Raw genomic sequence first — 16,209 nt, 5'->3', positions numbered from 1 at the left:
TCACGCGAAAATGAGCAGCGCTCGATCCGCCGATCGGCGCAAGCGGCCTCGATCGGGGTTTGGTACCGCGCTGGTCCCCCTTTCGAGGCCGCCCCTTTTCCAGAAAACCCTTAGATTTCCGGGAAATAGGCCGATTCTTTCCTCGAGACCCTAAGCCCTGGACAAGCCTTTTTACGCCGCGAATCGCCGCCGAATCACTACTCGACTCAGCCGAAATCGCTGCGCGGGTTATACGGGTGGCCCTCGCGCCACTTTTCCATCAATGCCTCAAGCTCGGCGTCGTTCCCGTCAGGCAGAATAATTCGGGTGGTGATGAACAGGTCCCCGGTTCCTCCCGCCTTGGGCAAGCCCTTGCCCTTGAGGCGAAAGACGCGGCCGCTGGAAGTATTTTTCGGAATCGACAGCTCCACCGCGCTGCCGAGCGTCGGCACCCGGACCTTGCCGCCCAGCACGGCCTCATAGAGCGCGATGGGCAGATCCAGGCGCAGATCGCTGCCATCGACCTTGAAGAAAGGATGCGGCGCGACGCTGACCGTAATCAGGAGATCGCCCGGCGGGTGGCCCGGCGCGGTTTCGCCCTGCCCCTTCAGCCGGATCTGCTGGCCGGCGACGACGCCTGCCGGAATCCTGACGTTGAGCTCCTTGCCGGTCGGCAGGCGGACGCGCTTTTCCCCACCCTTGACCGCCTCCTCCAGCGACACCGTCATCGCAACGTTCAGATCGAGATCGAGGCCGATCCCGCCGGTGTCGAATTCAAAGGTGCGGCCACCGCCCGGACGTCCGCCCCGGGCCGCGCCGCCGAACATGCTGTTGAGGATATCCTCAAAGCCCGCCCCGCTTGCGCCGCCCGGACCGCCGCCGGTGCGAAAACTGTAGGACTCGAAGCCGCCGCCCGGCCCGCCGGCGCGGCCGCGCGGGTCGCCGCCGGGAAAGCCCTGAAAGCGTGGCTTGCCCTCGGCGTCGATCTCGCCGCGGTCGAACTGCTTGCGCTTGTCCTCGTCGCCGACGATCTCGTTGGCCGAGTTGATCTCGGAAAAACGCTCCGCGGCTTTCGGATCGTTCTTGTTGCTGTCCGGGTGATGCTTCTTGGCGAGCTTGCGATAGGCACTCTTGATCGCCGCAGCGCTGGCGCCCCGCGGCACCCCCAAGACCTCATAGGGGTCGCGCATCCGTCAGGTCTCCTTCACGGGAATTCGGTTGTTGTTGAAGCTTAGGGCAATTCGCCCCCTCTGGCTTCATCTGGGGAGCCAGTTGCATTTTTGCAACTACCTCGCAGGCTCGCATGAAAACCTTTTTGGCCTTATCCCCGCGTCCAGGGCTTGATCGTGTGGATTTCCCATCGGCCGTGGTTGGCCTTGCAGGCCGCGCCCTGCAGCCAGCTTTCCGCTCGACCGTTGACATAGCTTGCCAGAAAATCCCGGCAAGTGCGCCCGTCTTCCGCCGAATAGGCCTGGGACAGCGGCGTCACCGAGCCGCGCGCGCCGGTCTCCGGGTTTTCCCATGGTTGGCTGGAATCCTTGTCGCCCTTGGTCAGCACGTCGGAGGCGGCGGTGCGTGCAAAGGCAAGATCGCTCTCGGTCGGCATCGGCGGCGTCGCTGGCTGCTTGCTCAGCGTACCCGTGACGTCGGCGGCTTCCATCCTGGCGTAGGCGTCCGGGCGCGACAGGCTGCAGCCGCCCGAGCTGAGACCGATCAAAATCAACGTCATGACCGCGCCGCCTGGCCCGATCGCCGATAGGCCAATGCGTCCCCATGCCCTATATAGGGCGAGCCCGTAACCGGGCTGCAACGCGCTCTGAGACGCGAGGGTAAGCAACTGGAACTCCTGCCATGACGGACACGACCTCCATCAAACACCCGGCACCGTTAACATCGGGTGATTTTACCGCGGCCGAGGAACCGTTTGCGCTGTTCGCCGAATGGTTTGCGGAAGCCGTGAAGTCCGAGCCGAACGATCCCAACGCGATGGCGCTGGCGACCGTCGACCCTGACGGGCTGCCGGATGTCCGGATGGTGCTGATGAAGGGCTATGATGCGGATGGCTTCGTGTTCTACAGCCACATCGCCAGCCAGAAGGGCCGCGAACTCGCCGCAAATCCTAAGGCGGCTTTACTATTTCACTGGAAGTCGCTGCGCCGTCAGGTCCGCATCCGCGGCAACGTGTCGCCGGTGACATCAGAGGAAGCCGACGCCTATTTCGCCACGCGGCCGAAACAGGCGCAGATCGGCGCCTGGGCCAGCAAGCAGTCGCAGCCGCTGGAGAGCCGCTTTGCCTTCGAGCAGGCGATCGCGTTGGTCGCCGCCAAACACATGATCGGCGACGTGCCGCGCCCGCAGGGGTGGAGCGGCTGGCGCATTCACCCCGCACGTTTCGAATTCTGGCACGACCGCCCGTTCCGTCTCCACGACCGCATCGAATTCCGCCGCGATGCGCCTGACGGCGCGTGGTCGAAGGTGAGGCTCTATCCCTGACGCCAAACGCCCTGACCAAGTTGAAAGCTGAAAGACCTGCATGCCCTCTTCATCCAACGCGCCGCGGCGCACGCTGCTTTTGACCGGTGCCAGCCGCGGCATCGGCCACGCCACTGCGATCCGCTTCTCCTCCGCCGGCTGGCGCGTCATCACCTGCTCGCGGCATGCGTTTCCGGAGGTCTGCCCGTGGGGCGCCGGACCGGAGGATCACATCGAGGTCGACCTCGCCGATCACGCCGACACGACGCGCGCGATTTCGGAGATCCGCAAGCGCCTGGAGAACGACGAGCTGCATGCGCTGGTCAACAACGCCGCGATCTCGCCGAAGGCTGCGAACGGCGGCCGGCTCAGCACCATGGACACCGACATCGAAACCTGGAGCCACGTGTTTCGCGTCAACTTCTTTGCGCCGATCATGATGGCGCGCGGCCTGATCGAGGAATTGAAGCACGCCAAGGGCGCGGTGGTAAACGTCACCTCGATCGCGGGCTCGCGCGTGCACCCGTTCGCGGGCGTCGCCTATGCGACCTCGAAGGCGGCGCTTGCTTCACTGACGCGGGAAATGGCGTCCGACTTCGGCCGCGTCGGCGTTCGCGTCAACTCGATCGCGCCGGGCGAGATCGACACCTCGATCCTGTCGCCGGGCACCGAGAAGATCGTCGAGCAGCAGATTCCGATGCACCGGCTCGGCACGCCGGACGAGGTCGCCAAGATCATCTATGTGCTGTGTACGGAAACCAGCTCCTACGTGAACGGCGCCGAGATCCATATCAACGGCGGCCAGCACGTCTAGGGCGCGACGAACAAGATTTCGTAGGATGGGTAGAGCGCAGCGAAACCCATCACTTTTCTGCGCAGGGATTGATGGGTTTCGCTGCGCTCTACCCATCCTACGCTAATTCGAGTCCGCCGTTCACTCGGCGTAAAGCTTTCGTTGCGCCGTGCGCAGTGTGGACGCCGCGTCGAGATTGAACGTGCTCGAACACTCGTCCTCGTTCTCGCCGTCCGCCAGCACTGCACCGCAGTGCCGGCAAAGCCGCGTCGAGAACGCCTGCGCCTTGCCAACGACGCGGCCCTGCTGATAGCGCGCAAGATCGATGACGTTACGTGGCGACATTATGAGTTTCTCAACCATGGGATCCTCGCGGCTTGAGATACACGTTATCGCAGACAAGTTTCGACCATTCGTTCAGTCCACCGCTCAAATTTTAGCGGTGGGGTTGAGTCGATCTTTCGCACGTCGGGAACCGCGGGAACAGTTGTCTTACAGCCACTTCTTCCACTTGAAGAGAAAGTACGGCAGCACCGCTGCCATGAGCATCATGACGAGCGCCATCGGATAGCCGTGCGCCCATTCGAGTTCCGGCATCATCTTGAAGTTCATGCCGTAGATCGAGGCGATCAGCGTCGGCGGCATCAGGACGACGGCCATCACCGAGAACAGCTTGATGATGTTGTTCTGCTCGAGATTGACGACACCGAGCATGGCGTCGAGCGTGAAGGTGATCTTGTTGGAGAGATAGGACGAATGATCGGTCAGCGAGACGACGTCGCGCTGCATGGTCTTGAGCTGCTCGCGCATGTCCTTGGACCATTTGGCGCCCTCCAGCACCGCCGACAGGAAGGTGACGACGCGGCCGATCGAGACCAGACTCTCCCGGACCTTGGAGGTCAAATCCCCCTTGCGCCCGATCGCGATCAGGATCTGGGAGTATCGCTTGGCCTGGCCGTGGCGCTCGCTTTCGGGTTCGAAAATGTCGTGGGAGACCTGATCGACCTCGGCGCCGGCGCGCTCCAGGATGTCGGCGCAGCGGTCGATCACCGCGTCCAGCAGTTCCATCAGCACCATTTCGCCAGATATCCCGGGCATGCATGAGCGCGCCAGCTTGTGCTCGACCAGGGCAAACGGCTTCGGCTCGTCGTAGCGCACCGTGACCAGGCGGTGACCGGCCAGGATGAAGGTCACAGCTGTGGTCTTCGGCATGTCGGTGTCGGATTGGCACATCAGCGTCGCCGTCATGTAGCGGGCGCTGTTCTCGATATAGAGCCGGCTGGAAATCTCGATTTCCTGCATGTCCTCCCGGGTCGGCACCGCGATCCCGGCCAGCCGCTCGACCGCGCGGTCCTCCTCCTGCGTCGGGTTCAGCAGGTCGATCCAGACCGCATTGTCCGGCAGCGCCGCCGGATCCGCGGCGGGAACTTTCTTCAAGGAGGATTCCGAGGGAACAAACACCGAAAACATGGGCAACTCCGGAACTGGGCGGCAATCTCACGTCGTGACGTTTTTTGGACGCGGACCGGTGCCTGCTTCGCCCGAAAACGCTACCAGCACCAGCGGCACTAAACCCGATTCTGGCAAGCGCTTCATGACCCGCGGATTAACCGCCGATCCATATTTGTGGCAGTGAGGTGGCGCCCACGCGGCCGCACTTCGGCCTCGGCGTACCCCCTGCCCAGAAATCAACCGGAAGTCGCAAAATTTGCGGCATAAAAGCCACAGCCGCGCTCCCGCAACGCGAAGCGAACGCGCAAACGCTGGCATAATTACCGGTTTTTGCGGATAGTGCGCTTAATGGAATCGTCGCGTTTAAGGCGCAACATTGTTGCTGCGAACGCCGGATTTTCGATTGGAAAGTGTGCCATGTCGTCGCTGAAAGTAATCTTCGGGCTGCTCGCCGCCGGCCTTGCGTTGTCTGGTTGCATGCCGGCAACCACCTATCAGGCCGCCCCTGAAGCCACCCTCAAGCCGAGCGACAAGGCCCAGCTCGCCAAGGCGCGCTACGCTGCCGTGCCGCCCGCGGAGCCGTTCCGCCGCGCCATCGTCGATTATCACCGCAAGGAACTGGCCGGCACCATCGTGGTCGATTCCGACAATCACTACCTCTATCTGGTGCAGGACAGCGGCAAGGCGATCCGCTATGGCGTCACCGTCGGCGAGGAAGCCCTCGCCTTCTCCGGCATCGCCAAGGTCGGCAACATGGCCGAATGGCCGAAATGGACGCCCACCGCCGACATTCACAAGCGCATCGAAGGCCTGCCTGCCTCGGTGCCCGGCGGCGTCGACAATCCGCTCGGCGCCCGCGCGCTCTACCTTTACCAGGGCAACAAGGACACCCTGTTCCGCATCCACGGCACCAACCAGCCGGAATATATCGGCGCCTCGATCTCGTCGGGCTGCATCCGCATGACCAATGAGGACGTCATCGACCTCTACAGCCGGGTCAAGCAAGGCACGGTGGTCGTCGTGCTCGCCCCCAAACAGGGCGACTCGCCGTACAATTCCAAGATGGCGCTGCAGGGCGGCGGCCAGAGTGGCCCGATGCCGCAGTAACCGACGCCGGTTACTTCACAGCCGAAGATCAAGAGCGCCGGTTTTGCCGGCGCTTTTTCTTTGCAGGTTTCTCCTCGCGCGGCGGCTCGGCCTCGTCGGATTTTTCGGCATCGGACTTTTGCGCTTCGGACTCGGCATCATGAGCCTTGGTAGCGTCCGATTTGGCGTCGTCCGGCTTGGCAGCGACCTCGCGCGGCGGCGCTTCGTCGGGCCGCTCGGCCGGCAATAGCGGCGCTTTCTGCGGCAGCGCGTCCCACACGTCCCACTGGCAGATCCGGTAATTGTTTCGCCGTTCCATCAGGTCGAGATGGATGTGGTCCTCATGGTACCCGTCCGAGCCCGGGCCGAGCACGGTCGAGAACCGCGTGCACGCGGAATGCAGCACGCTCTCGCGCAATCCCCGCGGCACGGTGCGATCGGTCAGCGAGATCGTGCTGCCGTCGGCGAACTTGAAGGCGCGAACATCGAGCGCGTTGGCGCGGCCGTGCTCGGAGAGTTTTGCGCCGACGACGCGGTTGCGGCCGCGGCACTCGAACGAGTCGAAATTGTCGAGGTCGGAGACGGCGCTGCCGAGGCGCTCCGCCAGCGGCGCGATATCGCTGCGAATCCAGTCCGCCAGTGCTGCCGCCATCTTGCAGCGCAGAATGGCCGCGGGCTTCACCGAAACCCGACGCTTGTCCGGCAGCACGATCGCCTCCAGCCGCACCAGATCCTCGCCCCCGCAGCCGCCATCGCCCTTGATGTCGGGGATGCTGGGCGCAATGGCGACTTCGTCGGTCAGCGCCAGCCGGCAGGCCGACGGCTCTGGCGTGGGCGGCGGTGCAGGCGCGGCCTGCTGGGCGGGCTTGCCGTTTGGGTGAGATGCCTGCTGCTCCTTGTCGGGTTTCTCTTGCTCGGCTGAAGGCGCCTCGAGCGGGCGCGGCTTCGGCAGCGGTACCGCCGCGTGGCGCGCCGCTCCCCGTTCTCTTGGCGAAACATCCCTGAACAGGTCGCCCCACGGCGCCGGGCGGGAGGCTTTCGCTGCAATGGCCGGCCCGGTTGGCATGCCAAGCAGCAGCGCCACCGTTACAGCGGTAACCATTGCCGGTTCGATGCGGCGAAAGGCGTCATAACCCCATTTTCGGCTTGCGTTCTGCGCGGTACAGTTCATGTCAATTCCATGAACCACCCACCGATCCGCCCCGTAATGTCGGCGGATCGTGCGGCAACGAACAAGCTATCGGAGGGAAGTGCGTATGCTCGGATTGATGCAAGACTGGCCTTTGCTGTGCCATCGGATTATCGAACACGCGGCGAAGTATCACGGCACGCAAGAGGTCGTCACGCGGTCGGTCGAAGGGCCTATTCATCGCACCAATTACGCCGAAATTCATGCACGCGCACTGAAAGTATCGCAACGGCTGGACCGAGACGGCATCAAGCTCGGTGATCGCATAGCCACCATCGCCTGGAATACCTGGCGCCATCTCGAAGCCTGGTACGGCATCATGGGAATCGGCGCGATCTGCCACACCGTCAATCCGCGGCTGTTCCCCGACCAGATCGCGTGGATCATCAACCATGCGCAGGACCGCGCGGTGATGGTCGACATCACCTTCGTGCCGATCCTGGAAAAGATCGCCGATCAATTGCCCAGCGTCGAACGCTACATCGTGCTGACCGACAAGGCGCATATGCCGCAGACCACGCTGAAGAACGCGGTCGCCTATGAGGACTGGATCGCGGAAGCCGACGGCAAGTTCAAATGGAAGGATTTTGACGAAAACACCGCAGCCGCCATGTGCTACACCTCGGGCACCACGGGCGATCCAAAAGGCGTGTTGTATTCGCACCGGTCCAACGTGCTGCACGGGCTGATGGCCAACAATGTCGACGCTCTCGGCACCAGCGCCGCCGAGACAATGCTGCCGGTGGTGCCATTGTTCCATGCCAACAGCTGGGGCATCGCCTTCTCCGCGCCTTCGATGGGCACCAAGCTCGTGATGCCGGGCGCCAAGCTCGACGGCGCGTCGGTCTATGAACTGCTCGACACCGAAAAGGTCACGCATACGGCCGGCGTGCCGACCGTATGGCTGATGCTGCTCAACCACATGGCGGCCGGCAATCTGAAGCTTCCCCACCTCAAGAGCGTGGTGTGCGGCGGCTCGGCAATGCCGCGCTCGATGATCAAGTCGTTCGTCGACATGGGCATTCGCGTGCGCCACGCCTGGGGCATGACCGAGATGAGCCCGATCGGCACCGTCGCCGCGCTGAAGCCGCCGTTTGCCGAACTCGCCGGCGAGGAGCGGCTCGACATCCTGCAGACCCAGGGCTACCCGCCGTTCGGCGTCGAGATGAAGATCACCGACGATGCCGGCAAGGAACTGCCGTGGGACGGCAAGACTTTCGGCCGTCTCAAGGTGGCCGGCCCCGCCGTCGCCAAGGCCTATTTCAAGGTCGACAACAACATCCTCGACGACGAAGGCTTCTTCGACACCGGCGACGTCGCGACTATCGACGAGCATGGCTATATGCGGATCACCGACCGCTCAAAGGACGTCATCAAGTCCGGCGGCGAATGGATTTCGTCGATCGACCTGGAAAACCTCGCGGTCGGCCATCCCGCGGTCGCGGAAGCCGCTGTGATCGGCGTCTATCATCCCAAATGGGACGAGCGTCCGCTGCTGATCATCCAGCTCAAGCAGGGCCAGAAAGCGAGCCGCGAGGACATCCTGAAATTCATGGACGGCAAGATCGCCAAATGGTGGATGCCCGACGACGTCGCCTTTGTCGACGGCATACCCCACACCGCGACCGGCAAGATCCTGAAAACGGCGTTGCGCGAACAGTTCAAGAGCTATCGCTTCCCGAACGCCGCGGCGTAAGGCAAAGCCGGCGCGCGATTCAAAAAGGCCGCCCTCCGGCAAAGGAAGGCGGACCTTTTTTCCTTAGGTGCGTACGGAATTGCGCCTTTTGACGCCCCCGGCGTGGCGGCAGGCAGACCTAGCGGCTGGCGGCCGGCTGGCTTTCCTTCCACTTCAGGAATTGCTGGTACAGCGCCGCGTCGTCTTCCGCCGGCCGCTTGTCCTGTCCGCTGGTGTCACGGGCCTGCGCGCCCATGAACTGCTCGAACCTCTGGCGCGTGTCGGAAGCGACGGTAGCATTCCTGTCGAGCCATTCCTGGGCCGCCGGAAAGCGCGTCCATCCCTTCAAGGGCGCACTCAACACCACTTCCTTCCACTTCGGATGGAACGGCGGCTGCTGCAGCGACTTCAGGCGGTCGAAGAATATTTTCACGAAATGCTCGACCTTGCGGTATCGCTCGGTCTTCGGCCCCCAGTTGTAGGCGGCCAGGATCGCCGGCACCGCGACGGTGTCGACACGGCCGCCGGGCGGGATCAGCGACGGGTAGTCCTCCGCCCTGAGCTCGGACGGCAGATAATCGCTCTGCAGCGGCCCGCTATAGGGGATCGGGACGAAGTGCAGGTCGTCTCCCTTCACCTGGCTTACGGCCTTGGACGGGCTTCCCTGCACCGCCACGACCGCATCGAGTTCGCCGCTCTTCAGCTTTTCATAGGCGACGCGCTGCTCGATGAAGGCATAGACCGGCTTGATGCCAAGCCGTTCGAAGATCGTGATCGCGGTGACGAACGTTCCTCCGTTCGGCAGGTCGACGGCGACGCGCTTGCCGTTAAGATCGCCGAGGCTCTTGATCGACGTCTTGGCGACGACGTGCATCTCCTCGTTGTAGAGCTTGGTGATATAGGCGAACTGGCCGCGAATGTTGCCGGTGTAGCCCTTCCTTTCCAGGTAATCGAGGGTGTCGGCGCGCATGATGCCGAGATCGACCCCCTTGAGGAAAAGGATGTCCGCGATGCTCTGCACCGATCCGCGACCGACGATCGGCAGCACGCGCATCTCGTCGCCGTCGTCGAGCACTGAGGCGAGGTCGGCTCCGAACTGGACGTAGGTGCCGCCGATCGTGCCCGTCACGACCGTAACGGTGTTGGCGTTGAGCCGTTCGCGCGTGCTCTTGTTGCCGCCGGAATAGCTGAATATTGCCTTCAGTCCGTCGCTCACTGCGGCGGGATCCACCTCGCCCTTGTTGCCCTGAGGAGCACCTTGGGCGAAGGCCGATGTCGCGCACATCAGCACGACAGCGCAGCAAAGCGCCACGCCGGAAGCGTATCGCGTCGTCATGGAAAAACTCCAGCACTCAAAAAACAACTTCAAATACTTTGACGGGCGCGTGCGAACGCGCCGCGCCGAAATCAGCGCGACAGTGCCAGCGACTCCAGTTTTCGCTGCGCGTCGGGTTCGCCCCATTCCTTTGCCCGCTGATACCACATGCGGGCTTGGGCAACGTCCGCCATCGGACCGTCGGCGCCGATCTGCCTGAGCAGCGCCGGATCATAGGTCGTGCCGACGAGCAGTGCCGCCCGCGCATCCCGCGCCTCGGCGCCGCGCATCAGCAACAACCGCGCCGACTGGACGTCGCCGCTGGCGAGCAGCTCCTGCCCGCGTTTGATCAGGGTAGCGACTTCTCTCGGATCGAGGCTGCGCACGACCTCAGCCTGCGGCGAGGCCGGCATCGCCGACGGCGCGGCCGTCGCCACGGCGACCGGCGGCGCCACGGCAACCGGTGGTGCCACGACAACTGGCGGCGGTGCAACGACCGGCGGCGGCGCAGCGACCCTTGGCGCTACCGCGGCAAGGCTTGGCGCCGCTGACTGCCAGGTCAACCGCGTGGAGGTGCCGGTGAGAGCCACGCCGGCCTCGTCACGCAATTCCGCTGTGACCAGCATCTGGCCGGTGAATCCTTCCGGCGGGATGACCGACACGCCTGAAATCTCTGTCGCCGGCACGCGCCATTCGCCGGCGCCGACACGCTTGCCGGACGTCAGCCGGGCGCCGGTAGTCAGTCCGTTGATGGATACGAACGCGCCGGGCGGCGGAGCGCCGACGTGAATTCCGAGCGGCACGGGATCATTGGCGAAGCCGCTGCCGTCCTGCACGGCCAAGGTCGCGGTACGCTTCGGCGGCGGCGCCGGCTGCTGCGCCGGGGTGACCGACGATTTTACCGACTGCCAGGCGGCCGCAAGCGAGGCGCTGTCCTGGCCGGCGGGACGCTGCGAAGACGGAATCGCCATGACGAGAAGCGTCGCGATGCTCGCCGCAATCGCCACCGCGATCGAGAAACGGATGACCTGCTGAAGCAGTGCGCGCCGACCTGACAGGTCGCGGAGCACGGACGGCGCTTCGACCGGCGCCATGTCCCTCGCCTCCTGCATGGCCTGCGCGACGGCCTTCGTGAAAATTTCGGAATCCTGGCGACGTGCAGGCTTGCCAAATGGTTGCAAGGACGGTCCTTCCGTCGGCATTCGCGGACGCCATCCATCATTATTCTGCACGAGCGACGGGCTCGGCTGCTCGCCGGTTGCCCGGTCCCTCAGCTCGCGCGGCGCATAATATTCCGGATCGTTCGGACCGAGATATCCTTCGTGCTTTGCATCACTCATACTGAACACTCGCCCCCATGAGGCTATCCACCAGCCTCGCGGACGTATGCCGATTGCGCCCTATGCGAATGATCCCTGAAACTCCGGATGGACGCAACCGCTCTTTGCGGCTCCGCCCGGCAACAAGGACCGGAAGTTGAGATCATCCTGCAGCGCTTGCGGCTGACACCCGCCGTTTCCCCTTAGGGTTGGTGTTCGCCGTGTCCCGTGCAGGACAGTCCCGTGTAACGGCAAATACGACAACCCGGCGGCAAGAGGTAGACGAAAGTTGGACCTACTTCAATGTACAACTAATAATCAATTTACAGGGATGGTTAACCGGCAAGGTTGCAATCATGACGTGCAGCGCCTGACTTGTTTCGCGCACGAACCTTGAAATTCGCGGCCCGTCGTGGTCTCAAGCTGCGAGTTTGCAGCCCGGCCCGCCGCCGGCCAGACGGACTCCAACCCGGCAGATTTACTGATGGCCCGAAGGTTTTCCGCTCCCTACCAGTCGGAGCCCGTGTCCAGCCTCGCCACCTGGTCGCGCAACCTCGCCATCTTCTCCGTGGTCGCGGTGGTGGTCTCGATCCTGATCGTCCGCTTCGGCTTCCTGGAGATGAAGCCGGCGCTGGCGACCTTCTTCGGCGCGCTCGGTTGCGCCGTACTGTCGATCCTGATCGGCCTCGCCGCCTTTGCCGCGATCTGGCAGAACGGGTCGCGCGGCATGGGACGGATTCTGCTGGCGTTCCTGATCAGCACCGTCCTGCTCGCCTACCCGGCCTACCTGGCTTTGCAGTATCGCAAGCTGCCGAAGATCTACGACGTCACCACCGATCCGATCGATCCGCCGCGCTTCGAGGCGCTGGCGCGGCTGCGCAGCGGCGACGGCACCAATTCCGCGGTCTATGCCGGGCTCTATTCGGCCGAACAGCAGCGCATTGCCTATCCCGATATCGAGACCGTGGAGCTCGAAGTTCCGCCGCAACGGGCCTATGAGGTGGCGCTGGCGCTGGTCACCAAGCGCAAATGGCTCGTGATCGACGAGCGGCCGCCGCAGCTGCCGCGTCGCATCGGCCGCATCGAGGCGGTGGCGCGGACGCCGATCATGGGATTCCGCGAGGACATCTCGATCCGCATCACGCCCGACGGCGAGGAATCGCGCGTCGATATCCGCTCCTCATCGCGCTATTTCGAAAGCGACCTCGGCAGCAACGCCGCGCGGGTGACCAAGCTGATCGAGGACATCAACACGGCGGTCGACAACGCCAAGCCAGCGCAGAAGAAGCCGCAAACGCCGGCCAAACTGCAGGCGAAGACGGTGAAGAAGTGACGCGTTAGCGCCTTCCTGAGGCGAGACCGAACCCACTATATCCGGAATGACTCCATGCGCGTGCTCCTCAGCGAAGGTTCCGGTCTGACCTCCCGCCAGGTCGCGACACGGCTTGGCGCGCTTGGTCACCACGTTGAAATCCTGTCCTCGACGCCGTTCTGCCTCACCCGCTTCACACGTCATGTCCGCGCGCTGCATCGGGTGCCGCGCTTCGCCGACGACCCGATAGCCTGGTTCGCGGCGGCAAACCGCATCGCCAGGCTGCGCGCCATCGACGTGCTGCTGCCGACGCAGGAGCAGGTGGCGGTCCTGTCGGCGCAGCGCAGCCGGCTCGAGGTGGCGACCGTGGTTCCGGATTTCGCCACGCTGCGCCGCGTGCAGGACAAGATCGAGGCCTGGCGCACCTTGCTTGCGATCGGCATTCCGCAGCCGGCCTCCGTCGTCGTGCGCAGCAAGGAGGATCTTGCTGCGATCGGGCAGTTTCCCGTGTTCGTGAAGCGAGCGATCTCGACCGCGAGCGCCGGCGTCCGCCGCGCCGCCACGGCGGACGAACTCGCCGCCGCAGCGGTGGCGCTCGGGCTCGGTACCGAGGAGTTGTTGGTGCAGACACAGGCCTCAGGCCCGCTTGCGATGGTGCAGGCGCTCGCCGACCGCGGCCGGCTGGTTGCCCATCACGCCAACCTGCGTGTGGTCGAGGGCATCGGCGGCGGTGCCGCGGTGAAGGAAAGCATCCGGCTTCCGAAGCTGGACGAATATTTGCAGAGGCTGGTGCGGGCGCTCGATTGGCATGGGCCCATCTCGATGGACGTCATCGTCACCGGTGATGGACCGCTGGTCATCGACGTCAATCCGCGGCTGGTCGAGCCGATCAACGCGCACATTGCCGGCGTCGATCTCGTCGGCGCCATGCTCGAACTCGCCCGGGGCGGTCATCCCCCGGCGGTGCCGACCGGGCAAGACGGCGTGCGCTCGCGCCAACTTCTGCTGTCTGTGCTGGGCGCGGCGGAGCACGGGCGGCGCGGCGCGGTGCTGCACGAGCTGATTGCCGCGCTGCGATGCCGTGGCGACTATAAGGATGCGGCCGAGGAATTGACGCCGGTCGACGGCGACCCGATCGCCGCGCTGCCGGTCGTGCTGGCGGTGCTCGCGACATTGATCAAACCGTCGCTATGGCGCCTGTTTCACGCCGGCGCCACCGGCCCCTACTCGCTGACGCCAGAGGCTTGGCGCAAGATCATCTCGGCGAGCGAGCGCTGACGCGTCTTGGAATCAGGACGCCATCCGGTACGTTCCGCCGATCACGGGATCGCCGTCCGTCGCCACGATGCCACGGGTGACAAGGTCTTCCAGATGGGCCAGCACGGAATAGCCGGCGGCATTGGTCAGCCGCGGGTCGAGGCCGATATAGATCGCGCGCACCATGGTCGGAATATCCGCCTCGCCCTTGGCGAGGCGATGCAGGATCGAGGCTTCGCGGGCCTGACGGTGCCGGGTCAGGAAGCGGACGTAGCGCGGCCCCTCCGGAATTTCCGGCCCGTGGCCTGAAAAATACAGATCCTCGTCGCGGGCTTCCAGCCGCGCCAGCGAGGCCATGTAGTCGATCATCGAACCGTCCGGCGGAGCGACGATCGAAGTCGACCAGCCCATTACGTGATCGCCGACGAAGTTGATCTTTCGCTCCGGCCAGGCGAACGCCAGATGATTGGCGGTGTGGCCCGGCGTTGCGACCGCCTCCAGCGCCCAGCCCTGCCCTTCGATCATATCGCCGTTCTTCACTTCGATATCGGGCCTGAAATCGCGGTCGGCGCCGGATTCCGGATTATGCTTCTCGCTCTCGAAGCGCGGCCGCGAGGCGCGGTGCGGCCCCTCGGCATAGACGGGCGCGCCGGTGGCAGCCTTGATCCGCGCGGTGTTCGGCGAGTGGTCGCGATGGGTATGGGTGACCAGAATATGCGTCACGGTCTCGCCACGCACGGCGTCGAGCAGCGCCTTGGCATGCGCCTCGTCATCGGGGCCGGGATCGATGATCGCGACCTTGCCCTTGCCCACGATGTAGCTGACCGTGCCGGTGAAGGTGAACGGGCTCGGATTGTTGCAGAGGACGCGTCGCACGCCGGGGCGGGCTTCATCGGCGACGCCCGGCTTGAGCGGAAAATCTCGGTTGAACGGGATGTCGTCGTTGTCGGCCATGAGAAGTTCCTAAGCGGCGAACTGGTCAAACGACCTCAGTCGTCATACCCCGCGAAGGCGGGGTATCCAGTAATCGCCGACGTTCGAAATGAAACGAGATCTCCCGGAGTACTGGATCGTCCGCCTTCGCGGACGATGACAGTGGAGAATGAGGGCACGGCCGGGCTTCCTCGCGACCGGAGTTACGAAAACGCCTGAATACCCGTGATCGCTCGGCCCAGGATCAGGGCGTGGACGTCGTGGGTGCCTTCATAGGTGTTCACGGTTTCCAAATTCGCGGTATGCCGCATCACGTGGTACTCGATCTGGATGCCGTTGCCGCCGTGCATGTCGCGGGACACGCGGGCGATATCGAGCGCCTTGCCGCAATTGTTGCGCTTGACGATCGAGATCATCTCCGGGGCCATCTTGCCCTCGTCCATCAGGCGGCCGACGCGCAACGAGGCCTGCAGGCCCAGCGCGATTTCGGTCTCCATGTCGGCGAGCTTCTTCTGCACCAGTTGGGTTGCCGCTAAGGGCCGGCCGAACTGCTTGCGGTCGAGCGTGTATTGCCGCGCGCGATGCATGCAGTCTTCCGCGGCGCCCATCGCGCCCCAGGAAATGCCGTAGCGGGCGCGGTTGAGGCAGCCGAACGGGCCCTTCAGGCCGCTCACGTTGGGCAGCAGCGCGTCTTCCGGCACCACCACGCCATCCATCACGATCTCGCCGGTGATGGAAGCGCGCAAGGACAGCTTGCCGCCGATCTTTGGCGCCGACAGGCCCTTCATGCCCTTTTCGAGAATGAAGCCGCGGATCTGGTTGTCATGCGCGGCGGACTTCGCCCAGACGACAAAGACGTCGGCGATCGGCGCGTTGGAAATCCACATCTTGCTGCCGGTCAGCCGGTAGCCGTCGGCGACCTTCTCGGCGCGGGTCTTCATGCCGTTGGGATCGGAACCGGCGTCCGGCTCGGTCAGACCGAAGCAGCCGACCCACTCGCCGGTGGCGAGCTTCGGCAGGTATTTCTTGCGCTGGTTCTCGTCGCCATAGGCGTAGATCGGATACATCACCAGCGACGACTGCACCGAGTTCATCGAGCGATAGCCGGAATCGACGCGCTCGATCTCGCGCGCCACCAGGCCATAGGCGACGTAGCTCGCATTGGCGCAGCCATATTCCTCCGGCAGCGTGATACCGATCAGGCCGAGTTCGCCCATCTCGTTGAAGATCTCACGATCGGTCTTCTCTTCGAGATAGGCCTTGACGATGCGCGGCAACAACTTGTCCTGCGCATAGGCACGCGCCGTGTCGCGGATCATGCGCTCATCTTCGGTGAGCTGGTCGTCGAGCAGGAACGGATCGTCCCACTGGAAGGAAGCCGCCGCCGGCTTGTCCTTGGTCTGAGGGCGCACGCTCATGAAAGTCCC

Annotated in this window: 15 protein-coding genes; 6 read left to right on the top strand and 9 right to left on the bottom strand. The window is 64.1% G+C overall.

The annotated features are described in order from the left end of the window. Positions 1 to 206: 206 nt before the first annotated feature. Together ACPPVP_RS12365 and ACPPVP_RS12360 are read right to left on the bottom strand one after the other, a co-directional pair. Positions 207 to 1,169, bottom strand: coding sequence for a DnaJ C-terminal domain-containing protein (locus ACPPVP_RS12365; protein WP_426534503.1), 963 nt, complete (start codon positions 1,167 to 1,169; stop codon positions 207 to 209). Between the two features lie 131 nt (positions 1,170 to 1,300). Next, the gene (locus ACPPVP_RS12360; protein ID WP_426534501.1) at positions 1,301 to 1,708 is read right to left on the bottom strand and encodes an RT0821/Lpp0805 family surface protein; all 408 of its coding nucleotides are present in this window, start codon (positions 1,706 to 1,708) and stop codon (positions 1,301 to 1,303) included. Positions 1,709 to 1,830: 122 nt separating this feature from the next. On the opposite strand from ACPPVP_RS12360, the gene pdxH reads away from it, so the two are divergent. Both pdxH and ACPPVP_RS12350 read left to right on the top strand, forming a co-directional pair. Beyond that, the gene (pdxH, locus tag ACPPVP_RS12355; protein ID WP_426534499.1) at positions 1,831 to 2,472 is read left to right on the top strand and encodes a pyridoxamine 5'-phosphate oxidase; all 642 of its coding nucleotides are present in this window, start codon (positions 1,831 to 1,833) and stop codon (positions 2,470 to 2,472) included. Positions 2,473 to 2,512: 40 nt separating this feature from the next. After that, positions 2,513 to 3,265 carry an SDR family NAD(P)-dependent oxidoreductase gene (locus tag ACPPVP_RS12350; protein WP_426534497.1) on the top strand — a complete coding sequence of 251 codons (753 nt, stop codon included), beginning with the start codon at positions 2,513 to 2,515 and terminating at the stop codon, positions 3,263 to 3,265. 120 nt (positions 3,266 to 3,385) lie between these two features. Here ACPPVP_RS12350 and ACPPVP_RS12345 read toward each other — a convergent pair whose 3' ends face one another. Both ACPPVP_RS12345 and ACPPVP_RS12340 read right to left on the bottom strand, forming a co-directional pair. Beyond that, the gene (locus ACPPVP_RS12345; RefSeq protein ID WP_426534495.1) at positions 3,386 to 3,607 is read right to left on the bottom strand and encodes a hypothetical protein; all 222 of its coding nucleotides are present in this window, start codon (positions 3,605 to 3,607) and stop codon (positions 3,386 to 3,388) included. Positions 3,608 to 3,736: 129 nt separating this feature from the next. Then, a complete protein-coding gene (locus ACPPVP_RS12340) occupies positions 3,737 to 4,714 on the bottom strand; it encodes a magnesium transporter CorA family protein (RefSeq protein ID WP_426534493.1) in 978 nt (325 codons plus the stop codon). Between the two features lie 399 nt (positions 4,715 to 5,113). Here ACPPVP_RS12340 and ACPPVP_RS12335 point away from each other — a divergent pair, with 399 nt between their 5' ends. Continuing rightward, positions 5,114 to 5,803 (top strand): L,D-transpeptidase, encoded by a 690-nt coding sequence (locus ACPPVP_RS12335; protein WP_426534491.1) that lies wholly within the window; start codon positions 5,114 to 5,116, stop codon positions 5,801 to 5,803. A gap of 28 nt (positions 5,804 to 5,831) precedes the next feature. Here the strand turns inward: ACPPVP_RS12335 and ACPPVP_RS12330 are convergent, their stop codons facing one another. Further along, the gene (locus ACPPVP_RS12330) at positions 5,832 to 6,953 is read right to left on the bottom strand and encodes an extensin family protein (protein ID WP_426534489.1); all 1,122 of its coding nucleotides are present in this window, start codon (positions 6,951 to 6,953) and stop codon (positions 5,832 to 5,834) included. An 85-nt stretch (positions 6,954 to 7,038) separates the two neighbouring features. On the opposite strand from ACPPVP_RS12330, the gene ACPPVP_RS12325 reads away from it, so the two are divergent. Next, a complete protein-coding gene (locus ACPPVP_RS12325) occupies positions 7,039 to 8,667 on the top strand; it encodes a fatty-acid--CoA ligase (protein ID WP_426534487.1) in 1,629 nt (542 codons plus the stop codon). A 118-nt stretch (positions 8,668 to 8,785) separates the two neighbouring features. Here ACPPVP_RS12325 and ACPPVP_RS12320 read toward each other — a convergent pair whose 3' ends face one another. Both ACPPVP_RS12320 and ACPPVP_RS12315 read right to left on the bottom strand, forming a co-directional pair. Further along, positions 8,786 to 9,982, bottom strand: a complete 1,197-nt coding sequence (locus tag ACPPVP_RS12320; protein ID WP_426534485.1) for a TAXI family TRAP transporter solute-binding subunit — start codon at positions 9,980 to 9,982, stop codon at positions 8,786 to 8,788. A 71-nt stretch (positions 9,983 to 10,053) separates the two neighbouring features. Then, positions 10,054 to 11,301: a hypothetical protein gene (locus ACPPVP_RS12315; protein WP_426534483.1), complete on the bottom strand. Its 1,248-nt coding sequence runs from the start codon at positions 11,299 to 11,301 to the stop codon at positions 10,054 to 10,056. A gap of 463 nt (positions 11,302 to 11,764) precedes the next feature. On the opposite strand from ACPPVP_RS12315, the gene ACPPVP_RS12310 reads away from it, so the two are divergent. Next, the gene (locus ACPPVP_RS12310) at positions 11,765 to 12,613 is read left to right on the top strand and encodes a DUF1499 domain-containing protein (protein ID WP_426534481.1); all 849 of its coding nucleotides are present in this window, start codon (positions 11,765 to 11,767) and stop codon (positions 12,611 to 12,613) included. 54 nt (positions 12,614 to 12,667) lie between these two features. Next, positions 12,668 to 13,870: an ATP-grasp domain-containing protein gene (locus tag ACPPVP_RS12305; RefSeq protein WP_426534479.1), complete on the top strand. Its 1,203-nt coding sequence runs from the start codon at positions 12,668 to 12,670 to the stop codon at positions 13,868 to 13,870. Positions 13,871 to 13,882: 12 nt separating this feature from the next. Here the strand turns inward: ACPPVP_RS12305 and ACPPVP_RS12300 are convergent, their stop codons facing one another. After that, positions 13,883 to 14,803 carry an MBL fold metallo-hydrolase gene (locus ACPPVP_RS12300; protein WP_426534477.1) on the bottom strand — a complete coding sequence of 307 codons (921 nt, stop codon included), beginning with the start codon at positions 14,801 to 14,803 and terminating at the stop codon, positions 13,883 to 13,885. Between the two features lie 182 nt (positions 14,804 to 14,985). Then, on the bottom strand, positions 14,986 to 16,200 hold the full coding sequence (locus tag ACPPVP_RS12295) for an acyl-CoA dehydrogenase (protein ID WP_426534475.1): 1,215 nt from the start codon (positions 16,198 to 16,200) through the stop codon (positions 14,986 to 14,988). Between the last annotated feature and the right edge of the window lie 9 nt (positions 16,201 to 16,209).

The organism is Bradyrhizobium sp. McL0615 (genome assembly GCF_049993905.1).
In the GTDB taxonomy this organism is placed as follows: Bacteria; Pseudomonadota; Alphaproteobacteria; order Rhizobiales; family Xanthobacteraceae; genus Bradyrhizobium.
Note: the sequence above shows the minus strand (reverse complement) of the source record. Positions and strands in the feature narration are given on the sequence as shown.